Below are 21,215 nucleotides of genomic sequence, written 5' to 3'. Positions count from 1 at the left end.
GGGGCGCGGCAGGAATCTCAAGGCAAAGATGCCCTATTTTCAGGCATTTACGCCTATTTCATGGGCAGACGACATCCTCTTCACCTGGACCCGCCTTCCGGGCTAGGCTGGACTCTCCCGATTCCGCTCCGGAGCCAGCCCGTTGAAGCCCGCCAACTCCATCCTGTCGTCGTTCGGCACCACCATCTTCGAGACCATGTCGCGCCTGGCCCAGGCCCACGGCGCGGTCAATCTGGGCCAGGGCTTCCCCGAAGGGCTGGAGCCCGCCGACGTGGTCGCCAGGGCGGCCGAGGCGGTGACCGCCGGCCCCAACCAGTACCCCTCCATGATGGGCATCCCGGACTTGCGTCGGGCCGTCGCCGACCACGACCGGCGCTTCTACGGCCTGGACCTCGACCCCATGGCCGAGGTGATGGCGACCTCGGGCGCCACCGAGGCGCTGGCCGCCTGCCTGTTCGGGCTGATCGAGCCGGGCGACGAAGTGGTGCTGATCGAGCCGCTCTACGACAGCTACCTGCCGATCATCCGCCGGGCCGGGGGCATCCCCAGACTGGTCCGGGTCGAACCGCCCCATTGGAATCTGCCGCGCGACGCCCTGGCGGCGGCGTTCTCGCCCAAGACCAAGCTGATGGTGCTCAACACGCCGATGAATCCGGCGGGCAAGGTGTGGGGCCACGACGAGTTGGAATTCCTGGCCGGGCTGCTGGAGCGTTACGACGCCTATTGCGTCTGCGACGAGGTCTACGAGCATCTGGTCTATGATGGGCGGCGCCATGTGCCGCTGATGACCCTGCCGGGCATGCGCGGCCGCTGCCTGAAGATCGGCTCGGCCGGCAAGATTTTCTCGCTGACCGGCTGGAAGGTGGGCTGGGTGATCGCCGCCCCCGAGGTGCTGGCGCCGGTGGCCAAGGCCCACCAGTACCTGACCTTCACCACGCCGCCCAATCTTCAGGCCGCCGTGGCCTGGGGCCTGGGCAAGGACGATGCCTATTACCACGGGTTGGCCGCCATGCTGGCCGAGCGCCGCGACCGGCTGGCCGCCGGCCTGCGCACGGTGGGTTTCGAGGTGATGGACACCGGCGGCAGCTATTTCATCACCGCCGATTTCCGCCCCCTGGGTTTTGCCGGCGACGATGCCGAATTCTGCCGCCACATCACCGAACGGGCGGGCGTGACGGCCATTCCGGTCAGCGCCTTCTACCAGGGCGGCGACGTCGACCGCTTCGCCCGCTTCTGCTTCGCCAAGACCGAAAGCGCCATCGACGAGGCGGTGACGCGGCTCGCCAACTATTTCCGAGGATAGCCCCTTGACGGGCGCCCCCGGATTTGGCTAAACATGCGGCCTCTCCCGGTGGCGGGTGTAGCTCAGTTGGTTAGAGCGCCAGTTTGTGGTACTGGATGTCGTCGGTTCGATCCCGATCACTCGCCCCATCCCCCCTTTATTTGTCCGTGATGTCCTTCGGCCCCTGACAGGCCCCGGGACGCTCCCCCCTTGCGGGGAGAGCGTTGCACCAGGCCATGGCGAAGATCACGGCTTGCGCACGGCCCAGTAATCGCCGTCGATGTCGCCGTCCGAGCCGCCGCGGATGCGGGCGCGCTCGCACGCCGCCTCGGTCAGGCCGTGGCGGGCGATGAGGGCGCGGATGTAGGCCGGCGACTGGGCGTAGCGGCCGGTGGGGCGCAGGGTATAGCCCTCGCCGTCGCCCGCCTCCACCGAGAACAGCAGCCAGCCGCCCGGCGCCAGGGCGCGGGCGGCGGCGGCGAAGATATCCTCGAGGTCGCCCACATAGATGAACAGGTCGGTGGCCAGCACCGCCGAGAGGTTGACGCCGTGGGCCAGGGCCGCGGCGGCGTCCGCCTCGTACAGCTCGGCATAGAGCCCCCCCGCCGCCGCCAGTTGCAGCATGCGCGGCGACAGGTCGACGCCGATGAAGCGGCCGGCCGCCCCCTGGAAGGCGCGGGCGGTCAGGCCGGTGCCGCAGCCCAGGTCGATGACGGTATCCAGCGGCGCGCCGCCGCCCACCCGGTCGAACAGGGCGCGCAGCGTGGCGGGCGCCTGATACTTGACGTCCTCCACCAGATGGCTCTCGAAACGGTCGGCATAGGTGTCGAAGAAGCCCCGCACATAATCGGCCGGGGCGCGTTGCGTATTGGCCCCGGTCAGCGCGGCGATCATGTGGCCGGCCTCGCCGTCCCCGGGCTCGAGGCCGAGCGTCGTGCGGTAGGCGGCCAGAGCCTCGCCGTTGCGGCCCTGCTTCTTGCGGGCATGGCCCAGGGCGCGCCATAACCGCACGTCGGCGGGATGGGCGTCCAGCACCGGGTTCAGCACCGCCTCGGCCTCGGCATGCCGTCCCGCCTCGCCCAGGATGTCGGCCAGACGCAGGGTGGTGTCCGGTCCGGGCTCCAGGCCATGGGCGCGGCGGGCCAGATCCTCGGCTTCGTCGCGCCGCCCCTGGGCCAGGCACAGCCCGGCCAGGTTATGCAGCGCCAGGGCGGCCTGGGGGGCGAAATCCAGGACGGCGCGGTAGCGGCGCTCCGCCTCGGCCAGATTGCCGGCCACCTGCTCCAGCCCGCCAAGATTGGTCAGGGCCGCCACATGGCCGGGCGCCCGCTCCAGGCATCGGGCGAAGGCCGCCCGCGCCTCGTCGCGGCGCCCCAGGGCGGCCAGCACCACGCCACGGCCGTACAGGGCGTCGGGGGAACCCGACACCGCCGCCCGGTCGAGGAATTTCAGCGCCAGGGACAAATCCCCCGCCTGATGCACGGCCACCGCCACGGCCATCAGACCGGGATGGCCGGGGGGCACCTTGCCCAAATCCCGCGACAGGGTGCGGGCCTTGGACAGGTCGCCCATCCCGGCCTTGGCCAGGGCTTCATCGATTCGGTCAAGCTTCGCCATGGGGTCTTTCCGCCAGATGTTGTATCAAATCCGCCAGGCGGGCCGGAGCCTCGCCGTGGCGCGTTCCGTCGGGCCGAGGCTCCCCCGGCCCGGCCGCCAGCCACTCCGCCACCGCCGCCGGCACCTGCCCGCTTTGGGTCGCCAGCCCTATGCCGGGCCGCCGCACCGACCGCTCCAGGTCGGCGCGGACCAGCCCCGGCTGCAGGCTGAGCACCGGCTTGCCCTGCAGCCAGGCCTCGTAGAGCAGGATCGAGGCCATGCCGGCCACCCGGTCGGCGGCCAGCACCACCTGACGTCCGGCGACGTCCCTGACGATGCCGCCGCCCAGTTCGCCCCGGCATTGTTGCCACAGATCCTCCAGCGCCGCCACGTCGTCGCGGGGGTGGGGCACGATGGCCAGGTCCAGGGTTCGGGCATGGGGCCGCAAGACCTCGCACAGCAGCGGCAGCACGTCGCGCTCGGTATAGCCGCGCCAGCCGGGGGTCTCCGGCCCGGCACCCTGGTCGCGGGCCACCGGCTCGCCGATGAAGGCGATCAGGTCGCGTCCGCCGCGTCCCAGGCCGAGACGCGCCCGCACGTCCCGCCGCCAGCCGGGGCCGGCGGCGGCGATCTCCCCGGCCAGTCCGGCCAGTCCGGGATGGCCGGTGACCCGCAGGCAATGCTCGGGCACGCCCTCGGCCAGCGCCTCGTCCCGCGCCTTGTCGTCCATGACGGCATAGAGGTCGGGAACCAGCAGCGGCCCGCCATCCATCTCCAGGCGAGCCCGGTAGTTCATCCAGTTGTCCAGCACGCCCGTCACCGGCAGGCCCCGCCGGCGGGCGGCGCGGGCCAGCGACAGGGGCAGGCGGTCGGCCAGCGAGGTGCCGAAGCACAGGCCGTCGACGCCGGCATCATCCAGCCACGCCTCCAGGTCGCCGCCCCCCGGCGGCGGCAGCCGCCTCAGGCCGGCCGGGGCGTTGCGGCCGAGAAAGCCGTGGTCGAGAATCGCCACCCCGGCGCCGCGGCCGGCCAGCAGCACGGCGACGGGCAGGATGGCGTTGGCGCCGCCCGGATCGGCGGCGGCGAACAGCAGGACGGGACGGGACGGCGGGGTCATGACGGGCCGGAATGGAACGGGGCGGAATCAAAAATCCCCGGACAGGGCATCGGGCCGTGTCCGGGGATCGAAGGACGCATCCTCGCCGCGGTCAGGCGGTGGCGCTGATCGGCGTGTGGGCGGCTCCGGGCGCCGGGGCATAGGCGCCGGCGGTCGCGGCGGAAGCGGCGGCGGGAGCGGCCTCACCGGCGGCGGCGGCGGCTTCCCGCGCCTCGCGGGCCAGGGAATCGCGCAGGCCGCTGGCGATGTTGCGGTTGATGTTGACCAGAACCTCCATCTTGGCGGCATCGGGCTCGGTCAGGGCGGCGACGGTGTGGAAGTCCACGAACTGGCAAAGGCTCAGCATGTTGACGACGGTCTCGGTCGTCTCGCCCGCCTCGGCCTTGCCGATCAGGTCCGCCTGGAAGATGGTCCAGAGCTTCCAGTTGAGCCGCAGCGCCTCGCGCATGCCTTCGGGCTCGCCACGGGACGCCGACGCCATGCGACGGGCCGCCTCGGTCAACGCCCAGGCCTCCGTTTCCCGAGGATTGCCTTCCTGGGGAAAATTCGCGGCGTGGGCTGCATTGCTGTAAGGATTCATAACCACTCCCATTACGTCTCAGGAAGGTAAGCCCATCGACTCATGAAAACAAATTGACCACGGACCCCGGCTGATAGGTGTCGTTGGTCTGCGCCTTGACGATCTGTTCGTTGGACGCCTGCTGCGCCTCGAAGCTGACGGACAGGGCCTGGAGCTGCGAGGCGATCTGGAGCTTCATCTCCTGCGCCTTCCTGGCCACGTCCTTCTTGATGTCGGCGACCTGGGCCTGCTGGTGGTCCTGGATTTCCGAAATCCGGTCCTTCACCCGGTCCACCTCGCCAGCCACCATGTCCAGGCGGTTGTAAAGCTGCGACACCAGGAGGTTGACCCGGCTGAGGCCGGCGGACAATTCATAGCTTGATCCGGTGGGCGGATCGGCCTGGTCGTCATCGACGGTGAAGTGGTCGATGCCGATGCCGTTCAGCCGGATCTGGCCCACCCCTTCGTCGCCGTAGAACGAGAATTCCGTCCCGTCGAGGATGGGCAGGCGGCTCAAGGCGTCGTTCAGGTTGTCGACACCGGAATCGAACTCGGTGGTGTCCAGCGGGTCGCCCACCGAGGCGTGAAGCTGCAACGACGCGTTCTGAATGTCCAGGTCGCCGATCTGGTCGAGACGCTCGGACACCAGGGAGACGCTGTCGGCCACCAGATTCTGGTATTCCTCGAGCTTCGGCAGCTGTTCCTTCAACTTTATGAGTTCAGCGTCGAGCGAGGTATCATAGCGGTCCAGCGCCTGGCGCTGCAGAACCTGCATCTTGTCATTGTACTGATTGGCATAGGAATTCTGGAGGTTGGCGAACGTCAGATTGAAGGCCGGACGCGCCGACATGCCGGACAGGGTGCTGAGCATCTGGGTAAGGTCGCCCGTATAGGCGCTGAGCACGGTATCGGTCACAATAACCTCCGACGCGTTCGGGCAAGCTCGTCACCCGTATCGGAGCCTAGCACCCTTCCGTTAAGAAATCCATAAATCGCCCCCGGAGGGAGTGGCCCACCCCGGTGGGGTTAACGGTTTTCTAACCGGAACCGGCAAAGAATGTCGGGCTAAATCAATGCCATCCGCCGGCATGCCGCAAATCCCGGAGTCCCCCATGACCGAAGAAATCGGTGACCTCTCCTCCCTTCCCCTGCCCGAGCAGGAAGCGCTCAGCCTGGCGGAGGCGGCCATTGCCCTGGACCGGGCCCGCAGCGGCGACAACCGGGCGGCGGAACTGGTGGCCGCCCTCAACCACAATCTCGAGGTCTGGGTGGCCATCCGCTCGCTGGCCCGTTCGCCGGGAAGCCCCCTGCCGCCGAACCTGAAGGCCAACCTGATCCGGCTGAGCGAGTACGTGGCCCACACCACCTTCACCAACGGCGCCACCATCGGCGATTCGGCCCTGAACACCCTGATCAACATCAACATGCAATTGGCCGAAGGCCTGCTGGAAGGCCAGAAGAACGCCCCGCCGGTCCCCGGCAAGGGCTGATCACCCGCCGCCGGCAGCGGCGGTCAGCGCCCCCCGCACCCGGCCCGCGACCTGGTCCCAGCCTTCGCCGTGCCGGGCGCGGAACAGCCGCGCCGTGGGGTACCAGGGGCTGTCCTCGCGATCCAGAAGCCAGCGCCAATCGGGAAAGTCCGCCAGGACGACCCAGACCGGACGGCCCAGGGCGCCGGCCAGATGGGCGGGCGCGGTGCAGGAGGAAATCACCAGGTCCAGCGCCTGCATGACCGCCGCCGTCTGATCGAAATCGGTGAGCTGCGGCCCCAGATCGATGAAATTGGGCGGCATGGACCGCCCCGCCAGGGCCGCCGCCGCCGGCCCCTTCTGAAGGCTGAAGACGGTGACGCCCGGCACGTCCAGCAGGGAAAGACAGGGCGCCAGCCCGGGCGACCGGCGGCCGTCATAGGGAACATCAGGATTGCCGCCCCACACCAGCCCGACCTTGAGGCCGCCATGGGGGGCCAGACGGGCGCGCCAGGCGGCCACCGCCTCGGGCAGGGGAGTGAGATAGGGAACGCGGGCCGGGATGGTCTGCGCCGTGGTCCCGAACAGATAGGGCAGCGACATCATGGGAACCATGAAATCGGGGGGCGTCATCGCCTGCCCCGATTCCAGGACCGCCGACACGCCGGGCGTGGTGGACAACAGCCGGCCGAGGCCGGGCTGGCAGCCCACCACCACGCGGGCGCCACGCCGGGCCAGGGGCTCGGCGTAGCGCACGAACTGGATATTGTCGCCGAATCCCTGTTCGCCCACCACCAGCACGGTCTCGCCCTTCAGCGGCTGACCGCGCCAGCGGGGGCCCGGAATCGGCTTTTGCGGCCGGTGCTCGTTGAGCGGCAGCCCCCTGCGGTAATCGCCCTGCAGCAGCAGCAGCTGACCCAGGGACATGCGCAGCCGCGGATCGTCCGCCCCGGCCTCCAGGGCCTGCCGGTAAACGGCCGCCGCCCCCGCCAGATCACCCGCCTGGATGCGGGCGAAGGCCTCGGCGAGGGGATCGCCGCCCACGCGGCTAGGCCTTCTTTTGACGGTGGGCGAGAACGCTTTGCAGCTTCAGGGAGATTTCCTTGCCCAGCACCCCCGGATTGGCCAGCGCCGAGGCCAGGACCTGGTCCCGCAGCCCGGCCCGGATGGCGCCGAGCCCGGAATCGCCGGCCAGACGGGCGGCGATCTCCACATACTGCGCCTCGCTGCCGGCGATCCATTCCGGACGGCCGGCGGCGCGCAGGATCGACGCTCCGGCCCGCCCCGCCCGGCAATCGGACCGCAGGGAAACCACCGGCACCCCCATCCACAGATCGGTGGCGGTTTCCGCCAGGCCGGCCACCGGCAGGGTATCGAGAACCACGTCCACCATATGGCAGAAGGCCCGGCCCGGCGACCCGGCCGCCAGGGTCACCGGCTCCTGGAAGTGCACCCGGCCGGCCACACCATACTCGGCGAAGGCCCCCAGGGCCCACTCGACCAGTTCATCTTCCCAGGCATCGCGGCCGCCGATCAGCAGGTGCGATCCCGGCGCCGCCCACAGCACCCGCGACCACAGCGCGACGGAGGCGTCGTTGAAGCGCGACGGCTCGCCGTGGACCCCGAACATGGCGAAGCCCCGCGTGTTGCGCGGCAGGTCGAGGATCTCGTCCTCGGCGCCCAGGCTCTGGGGATAATCGAAGGCCAGCAGCGCGCTCACCTCGACGATCATGTCGGGCCCATAGGTCCGCCGGTCGATGTCCGCGGTCTCGGCGTCGGACAGGACCAGCCCGGCGCCGGGAAGCCGGTCGCACATGGGAGAGGTCACCCAATGGACGACCAGGGGCGTCCGCTCCCCCTTGAACACCGGGAAGCGGGCGTGATCGGACGGGGCGCAGAGATTGATCAGGCACGCCACCTGATCGCCGCCCACGATGCGGCCCAGGGTGGCGTCGTCGATATTGATGCTTTGGCGCGGCCGCATCACCGAGGTGCGCATGGATTCGGTGATGTGGTCGTGGCGGGGATTGAGGGTGTAGAGCACCGTATTGGGAATCTGCCGCACGACCGGCGCCACGCAATGGGCCAGGGGGCTGTCGTAGACCTGGTCCCACATGATGCCGAGCAGGGTGGAGGAGGCGTCCACATCGGCCTTCACCCGCCGCAGCGGCGCCTCGCACCCGGCGGCATAGGCGTCGGCCAGGGCCGTGGCCGCCGGCCGGCCGGCATCGGATTGCAGGGCCAGGGTTCCGGCCAGACGGCTCCGCAGCCTGTCGTCGTCGCCCGCCAGTTCCCAGGCCAGCTTCTGATGGGCCAGGGCGGTGGCGTGCCGCACCTCGCCCATCAAGGCCTCGGCCATCAGCACGTGCAGCCACGGCTCGGCGGGCTTGTGGTGGAGGGCGGCGCGCAGCATGGACGCGGCGGCGGAAGGACGCTTCAGGGCCAGCAAGGTCCGGGCGGCGACCATCATGCAGTCCACGTCGTCGGAATGGATGCGCAGGTGCTTCTCGGCCTGGGCCAGCGCCTCCTCGAACATGCCCAGCTGGAGGGCGGCCTCGGCATTGGTGGCGTGGTGGGAGATGCCCACGTTGCGGATGCCATCCATGTACGACGCCATGCGGTGGGGCAGCAGGGCGGCGGCATCGGGGCGCGGCTTCAGGCAGACGGCGAGCTTGCCGTAGTAAAGGCCGTCGGTCAGCCGGCCGATCCGGGTACACACCCCGGCCAGTCCGTCCACCAGTTCGCGGCAATCGGGATTGAGAGCCAGCCCGCGTTCCATCAGCTGGATCGCCAGGCCGGGATCGTCGTTGTAGTAGGAGACCATGCCCATGGCGAGAAAGACGTAGGGGTTGGTGCTCCCCTCCCCCAGGCGCCGGCTGCAATACTCCATGATCTCGTTCGACGAGGCGGTTTCGACCATCCCGCTCAGAGCGTGGATGTCGGCGGAGATTTCATCAGTCATAGCACCACTCCGTCACCTTCTCGAACAGCTCCTCGTCGGATTCGAAGACCTCGATGTTCTCGAAGAACCAGTCGGCCTGGATCGCCAGCACCCGGAGGATGTCCATGAACTCCTCCTCCACGATGGTCCAGAATTCGTCCGTGCGCTCCGGCGGCTGCACCCGACGCACGTAATAGGCCAGGCACATGGCCGACATCAGCAAGGTGCCGCGGACAAAGTACTGGGCGACGGTCGGCGGCCCCTCGTTCTCGGTGATCAGCGTATTGCACAGGTCCAGCATCAGCTTGTTGAGGTCGCGGCCGCTGCCGTCCAGCACGACCTGGACCTTGTCCAGCAGCGCCTTGATGGTCTCGGGCCAGTTCTCCCGCTGCCAACGCTCGTCGAAATGGCCCTCGGCGGCGGGCAGGAGCGAACGCTCCCAGGCCCGGGCCAGGTCGCGCGCCTTGGTTTCCGGCGTGGATTTCAGCCGGATGGACGAAGAACTCATGGGGCGCGTGTTCTCGATCAGCAATCCGTCGCTGCAGTTGAACACCTCGGCGGCGGGCCGATAGCGGCCGATGGCGCGGCCGAGCGCGTCGCGGGTCCACAGCATGATGGCCTCGGTATGGGCCACCCCGCCGAAATTGGCGACCTCCACCTGATCGAACACGGTATCGAAATTCATCGCCCCGTCCACGCCGTCCTTCTGGTCGTCGTCGTGGCGGTAGAGCGAGTGCTTCGAATGGTGGCGTCCCTGGGTCCGGGTGCCGAGATCGACGCCGAACAGGTATAGCTCGCGGAACCCCATGGCCAGGGCGGCGGCAACGCCGGTATTGGTGACGGTCGGCCCCGACTCGTCCAGGGTATGCTGGTCGCCGGGGCTGAACATGGTGTACGAACTGAGCGAATTGCGGAAATAGAAGACGGGAGTCCGGAACATCTCCTTGACGCGGGGATCGACCGTGTTGGACGCGATCAGCACCGTGTCGGCATAGCCAAACTCGTCGGCCACCGCCTTGAGCGCCCGATAGGGGGCGGCTCCGTTCTCCAGCAGCATCTGGAAGTCGGGCTGGATGCCATTGGCCATCAGGACCCGGGCGGCGGTGCCGCACGAAATGATCACCGCGCGGTCCTTGTAGGCCTTGATCACCTCGATGTCGTCATCCAGGGACGGGCCGGAACCGACGATGAAGACCGGCGTCGGCATGGGATACGGGCTCTGCCTGAAGATCCGATAATCGGCATTGCGCAGGTTCATGTAGGAGGCCCGCACCATCTCCATCTCGTCGTGGAAGAAGCCGAGGCCGATGCCGATCAGCTGGGCGTCGCGGTAGAATTCGGTGATGGCCGCCGTCAGGATGGCGCTGGGATAGGCCTGCTGGAAGCGGGTCCAGTCCACCATGATCGGGCAGGAATAGCGCAGATGGGCCCGGACCCGCCGGGCGATCTCGGACGGCTGCTCCGAGACCTCGATGGTCACGTGATGCCGCCCCTTGGCCGCCATTTCCAGGATGCCCACCCAATCCATCACCGCCAGGGAATGGACCAGGAAATCCAGATTGGGTTCGACGATGCACACCGAGATGGGATCGACCTGCTCCATCAGCACCGGGATGTGGTAGCCGAGGCCGAGGCCGAAGCTGACCACATGGAAACCCTGGGGTCCGGAAGGATAGCGCAGGAACGCCAGGCCGGCATCGGTTCCCCGCCGGAGAATGCGGCTGAGGAAGCGGTTGGTGATCAAGTCCACGTTGTAGCTGGACAAGGGAGCCATGTTGACGCGGGATTCGGGGGCCAGGGCCAGGGCCTCGGCGGCCTTTTCCGAACGGCTGCGCCCGCCCGGGCCATAGAGGAACTCGCCGCGGAATTCCACGTCCCAATCGCCGTCGGCGTTGCGCACCAGGCTGCTTTGGGGAACATGGCTGGCGAGTTGGGCGGCCAGATGCGGAACCCAGGTCTGAAAGGCCTTTAGATTCCGGGAAACCCGCTCGGTATCCAACCCGTTCTCCGTACTCATCTCGACGCGGTCCCTCCAATGGCTCTGCGGCGTGCCGGCCCCTGGAACGCGGCCCGGAAAAAAGAAAAGAGGTGGCAGAGCCACCTCTTTCCCCTAAATCTGCGCCATTCCGACTTAACGGAACAGGGACAGGATCGACTTTTCGTTCTGACCGGCGAAGGACAGCGCCTGGATACCCAGCTGCTGGCGGGTCTGCAGGGCCAGCAGGTTGGCGCCTTCCTCGTTGAGGTCGGCCAGGGTCAGCTTGCCCGAGCCCGACTGCAGCAGGTCGACGTAGTTCTTGGTGAAGTCCAGACGGGTGTTCAGCAGGGCGACGTTGGTACCCAGGTTCTGAGCGTGAGCGCGCAGAGTCTGAAGGTTCTCGTCCAGCTTGGTCACCAGACCCTGCACCACGCCGGTGAGCTTGGAGTCCAGCACGTACTGGCCCGACACGTTGGTCAGGGTCTGGCGGGACGACACCTGGGCGCCGTAGGCGATCGTCAGGTCGCCGCCGGACGCGAAGGCCACGCCGCGCACCTTGCCGGTAGCGGCGGTCAGGCTGCCGGTGGAGTTACCGACCAGGAGCGAGCCCGTACCGACACCGCCGGCCGTGCCGAGGGTCAGGCTGAGCGCGCTCGACACACCATTGGTGAAGGTGTCGGTGGTGGTGAAGGTGGTGCCGGTGTTGCCGGCCGAACCCACGGTGAAGCTCAGGGTTTCGCCGGCATAGCTGAAGGTGTAGTTGCCCGAGGCCAGACCGCTGCCGGTCAGGCCGTTGAAGCCGACCGTGATGGTGCTGCCGATGGCGATGGCCGCGGCGCTGATGCCGCCGCTGGCGGAACCGCTGTACTCGATGGCCAGACGGTTGCCGTTCTGCACGCTGCCGGCGGTGATGTCGAAGGTGTCGCCGTTGGCTTCGGTGCTGACGCGGAAAGCGAAGGAATCACCGTTGGCCACCGCGGTGGTGGTGGTGAAGGCCTGGAAGTCGGTGCCCTGCTCGGTCAGCGAACCGGCCGAGTAGACGGTGAACGACATGACGGCCGAGCCGTACGAGAAGGTGTAGAGACCCGAGGTCAGCGCGACGGCGGTACCGGCATAGGTGGTCCGCACGACGCCTTCGCCCAGCGACACCGAGCTGGCGTCCTGGAAGTTCAGCTGGAAGCCGCCGTTGGAGGTCACCGCCTTGGAGATATTCAGGCCGGTGGCGCCGACGCGCACGTCGACCGAGGTCACCTCGAGGGTGGAGCCGGTCAGGTTGGAGAAGCTGACGGTCAGGGTCTGGCCGGCACCGGCGACCAGGTTCTGGCCCTGGTACTGGGTATCCAGCGCCAAGTTGTCCAGCTGGCTGCGCAGGGCGTTGAACTGCTGCACCAGGCTGCCGATCTGGGCGCTCGACGCGGACTGCGCGTTCAGCGCAAGACCCTTGAGCTGCTTGACCAGCGTCGAAACGCCGGAAATGCCCTGCAGAGCGGTGGACAGGGAGGAAACGCCCTGATCGATGTTGTCCTTCTTGCCCTGGAAGTCGCTGGCGCGATCGGACAGGGCCTTGGACTGGAAGTAGGCCACCGGATCGTCGATGGCGCTGCCGACCTTCAAACCGGTCGACAGACGGCCCTGGGTACGATTCACGAGGCCCTGGGTGGATTGCAGCGCCAGCAGGTTGCTGCGGACGGCCGAAGTAAGGGTGACGTCAGACATAACAAAGTCTCCTTTCTAGAGAGGCCGGTGCGATTCTCGCCCCGGGCTTCCTTACATTCCCCGCAACCGGCAAGCCACTGGCTGCGGGTCGCATGCAGGGAGCACACTTCCTAACAACATCAGTCTAGATCAACTGACAGTCCCGGTGCAACCGAATTTTCGTCAATCACTTCAACGCGCTGCCCCCTCCGGGAGTAAAGGATTTATTAACCATCCATCTCAAAAGAGAAGCTTCCGATCACAAGGAATAGAGGCGAAATATTCCGGCAGAAAATTCTGAAACGGATTCTGATGGCCGACAGTGAAACACATCAAGTTATCGGCCGATGCCGAGCCGAGCCGATATCAAGCCCGGGATGCCGCCCCGGGCGCCTGATCCGCTATTTCGCGGGCATCCGCGGAAATGCCGCGCCCCCCCGCCTCCCGATGGATGTATTCCATCCATCGGCGGCAAGTCGGGCCGGCTGTTCCTTGATCCTTGGCCCCGGCGCGGGCCGGTCACGTCTTGGCGGCGGCTTTCCCGGCGGCCGGCTTCTTGGCCGGAGCCTTCTTGGGTGCGGCCTTCTTGGCGGCGGCCTTCTTGGCCGGAGCCTTCTTGGGCGCGGTTTCCGCCTTGGCGGCGGGGGCCGCCTTGCGCCCCCTGACCGGCTTGGACGGCCCCTTGGCCGCCTTGGCGGCGATCAGGACCAGGGCGGCTTCCAGGGTCACCGTGTCGATGGCGCTGTCCTTGGGCAGGGTGGCGTGCACCCCGTCGCGCGACACATAGGGGCCGTAGCGCCCCTCGTGCAGGGTGACCGGCTTGCCCTCGTGCTCGCCCAGCGTCCTGAGCGGGCCGTTGCCGCCGCGCCCCTTGGCCTGGGACAGGAGCTCCATGGCGCGGTTCATGCCGACGACCAGCACATCGTCGTCCTTGGCCAGCGATTTGTAGACCCCGTCATGCACCACATAGGGGCCGAAGCGCCCGACGCCGGCGCTGATGGACTTGGCCGTCTCGGGATGAGTGCCGATCAGGCGCGGCAGGGCCAGCAGCCGGCAGGCGATGTCCAGGGTGACGCCGCCCGGCTCCAGCCCCTTGTACAGAGACACGCGCTTGGGCTTGGGGGCCTTGACCGCTTTTGCGGCCTTCTTGCCCTTTTCCGGCACGGGGGCGGGCTCGGCCTTCAGCGTCGTCTCGTCGCCCAGTTGGACGTAATGGCCGTAGGGCCCCTTGCGCAGGGTAACCGGCAGGCCGCTCTCCGGGTCGTTGCCCAGGTCCTTGGGGCCTTCGCGCACCTCCTCCTCGCCCTCGCCGCCGGTGGTCAGCGGCCGGGTGAAGCGGCATTCGGGATAGGCCGAGCAGCCGATGAAGGCGCCGAACTTGCCCAGCTTCAGCGACAGGCGTCCGGCGTTGCAGGTGGGGCAGGAGCGCGGGTCGTGGCCCGAGCCGTCGTCGGGGAAGAAGTGCGGCCCCAGCAATTCGTCCAGCGCGTCCAGAACCTGTCCGACCCGCAGGTCCTTGGTGCCGTCCACCGCGCCGGAGAAGTCCTTCCAGAAGACCTCCAGCACCTTCTTCCAGTCGATGCGCCCGCCGGAGATGTCGTCCAGCTGGTTCTCCAGATCGGCGGTGAAGTTGTACTCCACATAGCGGCCGAAGAAGCTTTCCAGGAAGGCGGTGACCAGCCGGCCCCGATCTTCCGGAATGAAGCGCCGCTGATCGAGGCGGACATAATTGCGTTCCTGCAGCACCGACAGGATGGAGGCGTAGGTGGACGGCCGGCCGATGCCCAGCTCTTCCATGCGCTTGACCAGGCTGGCTTCGGAAAAGCGCGGCGGCGGCTGGGTGAAGTGCTGCTCGGTGCGCATAGCCTTGCGCTCCATGGCATCCTTCTCGGTCACGTCGGGCAGCAGCTTTTCCGCCTCGTCGTCGTCGGAATCGTCCTTGTCCTCGCGGTAGACCTTGAGGAAGCCGTCGAACACCACCACCGAGCCGGTGGCGCGGAAGACGATGCCGTGCCGGTCGCCGGCGATGTCGACGCCCACCTGATCCAGCTCGGCGGCGGCCATCTGGCTGGCGATGGTGCGCTTCCAGATCAGTTCGTAGAGGCGCAGTTGGTCACGATCGAGATAGCGGGCCACGTCCTCGGGACGCCGGGCCAGATCGGTGGGGCGGATGGCCTCGTGGGCCTCCTGGGCGTTCTTGGCCTTGGTCTTATAGAGGCGCGGCGCCTCGGGGACATAGGCCTTGCCGAAATCCTCGGCGATCACCGCGCGCGCCCCGGCGATGGCCTCGGCGGCCATCTGCACGCCGTCGGTTCGCATATAGGTGATCAGACCCACCGTCTCGCCGCCGATGTCGACGCCTTCATACAGGCGCTGGGCCAGCTGCATGGTGCGCGCCGCGGCGAAGTACAGCTTGCGGCTGGCCTCCTGCTGCACGGTCGAGGTGGTGAAGGGCGGATAGGGATTGCGCCTGGTCCGCTTGCGCTCCACCGCGGCGACGGAATAGCGGGCGGACGCCGCCTTGGTCTCGGCGTCGCGGGCCAGCGCCTCGGACGACAGGTCGAACTTGTCGAGCTTCTTGCCGCCCAGATGGGTCAGCCCGGCCGACAGCAGCGCCCCCTTGGGGGTCAGGAAGTCGGCGGCGATGGTCCAGTATTCGCGGGGATTGAAGCTCTCGATCTCGGATTCGCGCTCGCAGATCAGGCGCAGCGCCACCGACTGGACGCGTCCCGCCGAGCGCGAGCCCGGCAGCTTGCGCCACAGCACCGGCGACAGGGTGAAGCCCACCAGATAGTCCAGCGCGCGGCGCGCCAGATAGGCGTCCACCAGTTCCTGGTGGATGTCGCGGGGATTGCGCATGGCGTCGAGCACGGCGGATTTGGTGATCTCGTTGAACACCACCCTTTTCACCTCGACGCCCTTCAGCGCCCGCCTTTCCTCCAGCACCTGACGGACATGCCACGAGATGGCCTCGCCCTCGCGGTCCGGATCGGTGGCCAGGAACAGTTTGTCGGCGCCCTTGACCGCCGCGACGATCTCCTTGATCTGGCGCTCGGACTTGCCGTCCGTCTCCCAGTCCATGGCGAAGCCCTCGTCGGGCCGCACCGAGCCGTCCTTGGGCGGCAGGTCGCGGATATGGCCGTAGGAGGCCAGGACGTGGAAGTCGCTGCCCAGATATTTATTGATGGTCTTGGCCTTGGCCGGAGACTCGACGACGACGACTTTCATCCGCACCCGATCACATCCGAAGGGCTTACGGGCTCAGCCGACCAGCAGCGAGACCCGGTTGCCGGGATGGCGTTCCAACCGCCCCGCCAGTTCGACTTCCAGCAGGACCCAGGACACCATGGAGGGTGACAATTGGCATTGGCGGATGATTTCGTCAACCCCAATCGCACATCATTGATTTTATTGTTTTTTTCTCAATTTCAATGTCCTAACGGGGGGCTGAACTGAGAATGCATACAGAACACAACGCCAACATAACGTACACGAGTGTACTTCGCTGCTTACCGGTTGCTTTCCCGAAAAGGCTGCCGACATTCGAATAAGAAAGGCGGAAATCCGCCATTTCTCTGGATGAGCAAAGCCTAACACGTCGAAGGAATCCACTGTGCCTAAAATTCGCCTAACCACCACCGCTCTTCGCAACCTCGTGCCGCAATGCACTGATAGAATCTACTGGGATGAAACTCTGCCGGGGTTTGGCGTCAAGGTCACCCCCAATGGGCACAGGAGCTATGTCGTTCAGTACCGCAACTCGTATGGCGTAGATCGACGCATGACACTTTCAGATGTGCGAGTGCTGACCATTGAGCAAGCTCGAACCAGAGCGAAAGAAGTGTTGGCGAAAGTAACTCTGGGCGGCGACCCCGCCAAAGACAAGCAGGATGACAGAAAGTGCATCACTATAAATGATATACTTGATTTGTACATGGCAAATCATATTGAGAAAAAAGGAGCAAACACGCAGCGTTCCTATAGAGCAATGTATAAAAATTATGTGCGTCCATTCATGGGAACTAAGCCATGGAAGGATGTCACCCAAGATGACTGCCAGAAGCTACTCGATCATGTGACGGAGACATCGGGAGAAGGGAATGGCAACAATGCCGTTGGCTACCTTCGATCCGCCTGGAACTGGTGTATCCCAAAAATTCTGCCGATGAACAGCAACCCAACATTTAAAGTTGAGATGAACGAGAAGAAATCAAGAGATGTTGTGATTGATGAAAATGAATATAGAGAGCTATACAAAGCCCTCATTGCCCATCGAGCGGCAAACCCTCAAAACAACCCATCAATGTATCTGGCAATCGAAATGATTATTTTCACAGCCGCCCGAAAAATGGAGGTGTTGTCAATGCAGTGGGATGCCATAAAAGATGGATATATTCATGTGACTGACAAAGGAAATTCACGGCGTCGCAAGCCGAAGATCAAGCAAATCGTGATCACGGACCCCGTTCAGGAACTGCTTGGCCGAATCCCGAAAAACTCAAAGTGGCTTTTTGCTCGTTCCACGGCCCCGGAATTACACATCACCTCAGTTGACGAAGTATGGTGTGATGTCCGAAAGGAAGCTGGCTTGCCCCATGTGAACATCCACGATCTTCGCCGATCATGGATTACGTTCGCCATTGATGACTTGAAGATTAGCCTTGAGACGGTCTCGAAGGCAGTTGGGCACTCAAGCCCGGAGGTCACCAGAATCCACTACAACAAGATTGCCCGGAAAACCAAGCTCAAGGCGAATCACGACATTGCAGAGGGATTGGCATCTGCAATGATGGGCGATTAGATGCATCAGCCCGCAGCAATCTATGGCCGTGGATACCATAAATCTGATATGGTTCTGAGGATCGGATGAAGGCGACCCTTATTATCCACACCAAGGCGGTCTACGACGATGGGTCCATCGTTGAGATGACAGTATGGGCAGTGCCGATGCAGGTTCAAGGCAGCGGCCATGGTTTCAAGTACTCGCTGTTCTACGGTCGAGATGGAAGGCGGATCGTCGGCTACGACAACGAGGCTGGAAAGGGCGATCACCGGCATCTTGATGGCGATGAGACTGCGTACTCATTCTCCACCATTGAGCAGTTGATTGAGGATTTTAAGGCCGATGTCAGACGGCGGAGGGCAAATTGAACCGGATCAATGTTTCCATCGGCAACGGGCATAGCGATCCTCTTGATGACATGGGCAAGAGAGTGATCGCGGCATGGCATAACGCCGAACATGGAAAAATCGGTGAACCCGAACTCAACGTGACATTCGAGTCTATGGAAGCTTTTCTCCGTCACGTTACGCCGAAGCGATTGGAAATGGTTCGCTTCCTTCGGGAGCACCCCACGACATCAGTTGCAGAACTCGCCCGGCAACTCGGTCGAGATTATAAAAACGTCTATGAAGATGTGGACGCCCTGGCCGCTGCGGGGTTGATCGAAAAGGAAGGTCGGTCGATCAGGGCGATTGCAGACGAGATAGTCCTGAAGCTTTAGGGAATTTCCAGAGCAGCATGGTGTTCCGCCAAGCCCCCCATTATTTGGCACCACCCAGAGCCTTTGCCATCGCCAGAACCTGATCCCTGACCTTGGGGTCATTGATGCTGAAATAGGCCCGTACCAATTCGAGAGTTTCCCGCTTCGTCATCGGATCATCGTCGGGGACATCAACTGACTTGGTGACATTGCCCCGGATCACTTCGACCGGCGATGCTGCCTGGGCAGTCACAGAGATTTCTTCGAAAAAATAGCCGACGCGAACATCCAGAACGCGGGACAGGTCGAACAGCCTCGAAGCCCCCACCCGATTGGCTCCACGCTCGTATTTTTGGACCTGCTGGAAGGTCAGCCCCAGACATTCACCAAGCCTCTCCTGGCTCATGCCCAGCAGGGTCCGGCGAAGCCGAATTCGGGCACCGACATGGACATCAATGGGATTGGCACTGCCATCGTCCAAGCGACCTCTGGTAGACCGGCCAGCCTTCTTGGCGACCTTGGCAGGCTTGGGGGTGGCTGTGGGCTTGGAACTCTTACGTGGCGGCATGGTGATCCCTTCCCCTGCTCATCAGGTGGCTGATTTGGGCCGACGATTCTTCCGCGTGAAGCCAAGCCCCGCTGCCTTGGCGAGTTCGGATCGGCGTGCAGCATATTCCGGTGCGACCAAGGGGTAATCCCTGGGCAACGACCACTTGGCCCGGTACTCGTCGGCGGTCAGTCCGTGGCCGGTCAGGAGATGCCGCTTGAGCATCTTCTGGTGGTCGCCGCATTCCAGACAGACGATATGGCCGGGGGTCACTGACCGCTTCACGGAAACGGCTGGTTGCTGCTGTTCAGCAGGTGCTGCGGCGGGGGCGTCCATGCCAACCAAGGTCAAATAAACGGACTTGATCAGGTTCGGAACTTCCCTGGCTTCCACCGTGTTCCCCCCCAGATAGGCAGTCACAATCTTGGTGGTCAGAGCCTTGATGTCATCGGCCATTGATGGTGTCCTTCAGGCCCTTACCGGCAGTGAATTTCGGCGACTTGCTTGCGGGAATGACGAGGGTTTCGCCAGTACGTGGATTTCGGCCAGTGCGATGAGGGCGTGATGCAACTGAGAAAGACCCGAAGCCGACCAGACGCACATCATCGCCGGACTTCATGGCGGTAGTGATGGCTGCAAAAACAGCGTCAATGGCACTCCCTGTGTCGGCCTTGGTCATGTTGGAACCATCGGCGACGGCATTGATCAATTCGGACTTGTTCATGTCACCCCCTACGAAAAGCATGGGTTCATGATTTACACGAGGTGCTTGTGCCGTCAAGCTCCCCAAAATTTCACAAGTTGCCGGAAATTCTGGTGCCGATCTTCTCGGATGCCGATGCCACCGTTCTTGCTGGCGGTCATCATTTCCTTAATGATTGCCCAGGATATCGGTAGGGGGGAGGCAAACAAATGCGATGCCCGTTTTGCGGCCAGGATGATACCCAGGTGAAGGATTCTCGCCCGACCGATGACAATGCGGCCATCCGTCGCCGCCGAGCTTGTCCAGGGTGTGGATCACGGTTCACCACCTTCGAGCGGGTTCAAATTCGTGATCTGGTCGTGGTCAAAAAGGACGGATCACGCTCGACCTTCGACCGGGAGAAAGTGGTCAAGTCGCTTCAGATCGCCCTACGAAAACGCCCAGTCGAAGATGACCAGATCGAACGGATTGCCAATGGCATCTACCGCCGCCTTGAGAGCTTGGGAGAAAACGAGGTTCCGTCCAAGCTCATCGGCGAACTGGTCATGGACGTGCTGATGGAACTCGATCAGGTCGCCTACCTCCGTTATGCATCGGTCTACCGAAACTTCCGTGAGGCCAAAGATTTTGGGGATTTCCTGGGGAAGATGGGAACCAGCAGCGGGGATTGATACGCCCTGACGATCCCACCACAAGGCATTGCCCTACCATACCCTTCCGTTGGAATGTGCTTATCATGTTCAGCCGATATGTGGGCATCGACTACTCCGGGGCGGAAACGCCAACAGCGAACCTCAAAGGACTGCGGGTCTACGTCACAACTGGGGCGGCTGATCCCATTGAGGTCCCACCACCGCCGTCTCCTATTCCGAATCCGACCCCTCGAAAATATTGGTCCCGCAAGGGTATCGCCCACTGGCTCGTGGACCTGCTCTCAGATGAGGTGCCGACCTTGGTTGGCATCGATCACGGCTTCTCGTTTCCGCTCAGATATTTTGAAGTGCATGGTTTGCCTCCTGATTGGCCGACCTTCCTTGATGATTTCCATGCTCATTGGCCCACTGACGGCGATCATGTCTATGTCGATTTCATTCGGCATGGTGCCGTGGGGAATGGTGCGGATCGCACCGGCAACACTCGGTGGCGGCGACTGACTGAGGAACGGGCCGGTGGAGCCAAATCGGTATTCCACTTCGATGTGCAGGGAACCGTCGCAAAATCTACTCATTCCGGAATTCCCTGGCTCCGCTTCATCCGTCAGAAGCTTGGTCGCCGTGTTCATTTTTGGCCGTTCGATGGGTGGGAAATTCCCTCAGGGGGGTCAGCCATTGTTGAAGCCTATCCTGCCCTCTGGAGCCGAGGTTTCCCCAGGCAGGATCGCACCCCAGATCAACATGACGCATTCAGTATCGCGGCATGGATGTCACGAGCAGACCGGGATGGCACCCTTCCTGGGTTCTTCCACCCCAACCTTTCACCACCACAGCGAACTGTAGCTGAAGTTGAAGGCTGGATTCTGGGTGTCGCCTGAGGAAGAGGAGCGTGGAATGCAGGAGATGGGTGATCACGAGAAGATGGCTGTGGCGTTGGAGGTCACCGGCCAGTATCGCGTCCTTCGTAAATTGCTCCACCGCCAGAATCTTGCTCCGCACGATGGTTCCAAGACTCGATTGGGCATTTTTATCGACGTGGAAACCACGGGTTTGGACCCGACCAAAGATGAGATCATCGAGTTGGCAATGGTTCCGTTTGTCTATGGGCTGGATGGTCGGATTTTCGAAGTCCAGGCTGCATTCCAAGGTCTGAGGCAGCCTGCAAATCCCATCCCAGCGGAAATCACCAAGC

General features: G+C 64.4%; 20 protein-coding genes, 1 tRNA gene and 1 pseudogene. 9 read left to right on the top strand and 13 right to left on the bottom strand.

Features of this window, described 5'->3' with window-relative positions; genetic code table 11:
• Positions 1–142 precede the first annotated feature (142 nt).
• Together H261_RS08785 and H261_RS08780 are read left to right on the top strand one after the other, a co-directional pair.
• The gene (locus H261_RS08785) at positions 143–1,303 is read left to right on the top strand and encodes an aminotransferase (protein ID WP_008616615.1); all 1,161 of its coding nucleotides are present in this window, start codon (positions 143–145) and stop codon (positions 1,301–1,303) included.
• Between the two features lie 51 nt (positions 1,304–1,354).
• A tRNA-His gene (locus H261_RS08780) sits at positions 1,355–1,431 on the top strand.
• Between the two features lie 97 nt (positions 1,432–1,528).
• Here H261_RS08780 and H261_RS08775 read toward each other — a convergent pair.
• The 4 genes from H261_RS08775 to H261_RS08760 form a co-directional block, all read right to left on the bottom strand.
• Positions 1,529–2,899, bottom strand: coding sequence for a tetratricopeptide repeat protein (locus H261_RS08775; protein ID WP_008616614.1), 1,371 nt, complete (start codon positions 2,897–2,899; stop codon positions 1,529–1,531).
• Positions 2,886–3,995, bottom strand: coding sequence for a hypothetical protein (locus H261_RS08770; protein ID WP_008616613.1), 1,110 nt, complete (start codon positions 3,993–3,995; stop codon positions 2,886–2,888). The genes H261_RS08775 and H261_RS08770 overlap by 14 nt, the downstream gene beginning before the upstream one ends.
• Before the next feature lie 91 nt (positions 3,996–4,086).
• Positions 4,087–4,575 carry a flagellar biosynthesis regulator FlaF gene (locus H261_RS08765; RefSeq protein ID WP_040476076.1) on the bottom strand — a complete coding sequence of 163 codons (489 nt, stop codon included), beginning with the start codon at positions 4,573–4,575 and terminating at the stop codon, positions 4,087–4,089.
• Between the two features lie 40 nt (positions 4,576–4,615).
• Positions 4,616–5,470 carry a hypothetical protein gene (locus H261_RS08760; RefSeq protein WP_008616611.1) on the bottom strand — a complete coding sequence of 285 codons (855 nt, stop codon included), beginning with the start codon at positions 5,468–5,470 and terminating at the stop codon, positions 4,616–4,618.
• 196 nt (positions 5,471–5,666) lie between these two features.
• Here H261_RS08760 and H261_RS08755 point away from each other — a divergent pair, with 196 nt between their 5' ends.
• The gene (locus H261_RS08755; RefSeq protein WP_040476075.1) at positions 5,667–6,044 is read left to right on the top strand and encodes a flagellar biosynthesis regulator FlaF; all 378 of its coding nucleotides are present in this window, start codon (positions 5,667–5,669) and stop codon (positions 6,042–6,044) included.
• On the opposite strand, the gene H261_RS08750 is transcribed toward H261_RS08755, so the two are convergent.
• From H261_RS08750 to H261_RS24760, 6 genes and pseudogenes are all read right to left on the bottom strand, one after another.
• Positions 6,045–7,067, bottom strand: coding sequence for a glycosyltransferase family 9 protein (locus H261_RS08750; protein WP_008616609.1), 1,023 nt, complete (start codon positions 7,065–7,067; stop codon positions 6,045–6,047).
• A gap of 4 nt (positions 7,068–7,071) precedes the next feature.
• On the bottom strand, positions 7,072–8,985 hold the full coding sequence (locus tag H261_RS08745; RefSeq protein WP_008616606.1) for a tetratricopeptide repeat protein: 1,914 nt from the start codon (positions 8,983–8,985) through the stop codon (positions 7,072–7,074).
• Positions 8,978–10,981: a flagellin glycosyltransferase Maf gene (locus H261_RS08740; protein WP_040476074.1), complete on the bottom strand. Its 2,004-nt coding sequence runs from the start codon at positions 10,979–10,981 to the stop codon at positions 8,978–8,980. Before H261_RS08740 ends, H261_RS08745 begins: the two co-directional genes overlap by 8 nt.
• Before the next feature lie 114 nt (positions 10,982–11,095).
• Positions 11,096–12,658: a flagellin N-terminal helical domain-containing protein gene (locus tag H261_RS08735; RefSeq protein ID WP_008616603.1), complete on the bottom strand. Its 1,563-nt coding sequence runs from the start codon at positions 12,656–12,658 to the stop codon at positions 11,096–11,098.
• 498 nt (positions 12,659–13,156) lie between these two features.
• A complete protein-coding gene (gene topA / locus H261_RS08730; RefSeq protein ID WP_008616602.1) occupies positions 13,157–15,865 on the bottom strand; it encodes a type I DNA topoisomerase in 2,709 nt (902 codons plus the stop codon).
• A gap of 33 nt (positions 15,866–15,898) precedes the next feature.
• Positions 15,899–16,030, bottom strand: a pseudogene (locus H261_RS24760) (DprA-like winged helix domain-containing protein); the annotation flags it as partial.
• Positions 16,031–16,250: 220 nt separating this feature from the next.
• Here H261_RS24760 and H261_RS23815 point away from each other — a divergent pair.
• The 3 genes from H261_RS23815 to H261_RS08715 all read left to right on the top strand — a co-directional run bounded on the left by H261_RS23815 (position 16,251) and on the right by H261_RS08715 (position 18,141).
• Positions 16,251–17,438, top strand: a complete 1,188-nt coding sequence (locus tag H261_RS23815) for an integrase family protein (RefSeq protein ID WP_081608883.1) — start codon at positions 16,251–16,253, stop codon at positions 17,436–17,438.
• A 65-nt stretch (positions 17,439–17,503) separates the two neighbouring features.
• A complete protein-coding gene (locus H261_RS08720; RefSeq protein ID WP_008616593.1) occupies positions 17,504–17,788 on the top strand; it encodes a toxin-antitoxin system TumE family protein in 285 nt (94 codons plus the stop codon).
• Positions 17,785–18,141 (top strand): HVO_A0114 family putative DNA-binding protein, encoded by a 357-nt coding sequence (locus H261_RS08715; RefSeq protein ID WP_008616589.1) that lies wholly within the window; start codon positions 17,785–17,787, stop codon positions 18,139–18,141. The genes H261_RS08720 and H261_RS08715 overlap by 4 nt, the downstream gene beginning before the upstream one ends.
• A 40-nt stretch (positions 18,142–18,181) precedes the next feature.
• Here the strand turns inward: H261_RS08715 and H261_RS08710 are convergent, their stop codons facing one another.
• From H261_RS08710 to H261_RS23810, 3 genes are read right to left on the bottom strand one after another with little or no spacing between them, the layout of a single operon-like run.
• Positions 18,182–18,688 (bottom strand): helix-turn-helix domain-containing protein, encoded by a 507-nt coding sequence (locus H261_RS08710; RefSeq protein WP_152426784.1) that lies wholly within the window; start codon positions 18,686–18,688, stop codon positions 18,182–18,184.
• Between the two features lie 21 nt (positions 18,689–18,709).
• A complete protein-coding gene (locus tag H261_RS08705; protein ID WP_008616582.1) occupies positions 18,710–19,123 on the bottom strand; it encodes a MucR family transcriptional regulator in 414 nt (137 codons plus the stop codon).
• Complete coding sequence (locus tag H261_RS23810; protein WP_161625018.1) at positions 19,113–19,412, bottom strand: HU family DNA-binding protein; 300 nt, start codon at positions 19,410–19,412, stop codon at positions 19,113–19,115. The genes H261_RS08705 and H261_RS23810 overlap by 11 nt, the downstream gene beginning before the upstream one ends.
• A 167-nt stretch (positions 19,413–19,579) precedes the next feature.
• On the opposite strand from H261_RS23810, the gene nrdR reads away from it, so the two are divergent.
• From nrdR to H261_RS08690, 3 genes are all read left to right on the top strand, one after another.
• Positions 19,580–20,041, top strand: a complete 462-nt coding sequence (gene nrdR / locus H261_RS08700) for a transcriptional regulator NrdR (protein WP_008616579.1) — start codon at positions 19,580–19,582, stop codon at positions 20,039–20,041.
• A 65-nt stretch (positions 20,042–20,106) separates the two neighbouring features.
• Positions 20,107–20,901 carry a hypothetical protein gene (locus H261_RS23805; protein ID WP_081608882.1) on the top strand — a complete coding sequence of 265 codons (795 nt, stop codon included), beginning with the start codon at positions 20,107–20,109 and terminating at the stop codon, positions 20,899–20,901.
• A 16-nt stretch (positions 20,902–20,917) separates the two neighbouring features.
• On the top strand, positions 20,918–21,215 hold a 298-nt coding region (locus tag H261_RS08690), incomplete at its 3' end, for an exonuclease domain-containing protein (RefSeq protein WP_008616577.1).

Origin of the sequence: Paramagnetospirillum caucaseum, assembly GCF_000342045.1 — a bacterium.
Taxonomy (GTDB): Bacteria; Pseudomonadota; Alphaproteobacteria; order Rhodospirillales; family Magnetospirillaceae; genus Phaeospirillum; species Phaeospirillum caucaseum.
The sequence above is the reverse complement of the archived record's forward strand: the minus strand, read 5'-3'. Positions and strand labels throughout refer to the sequence as shown.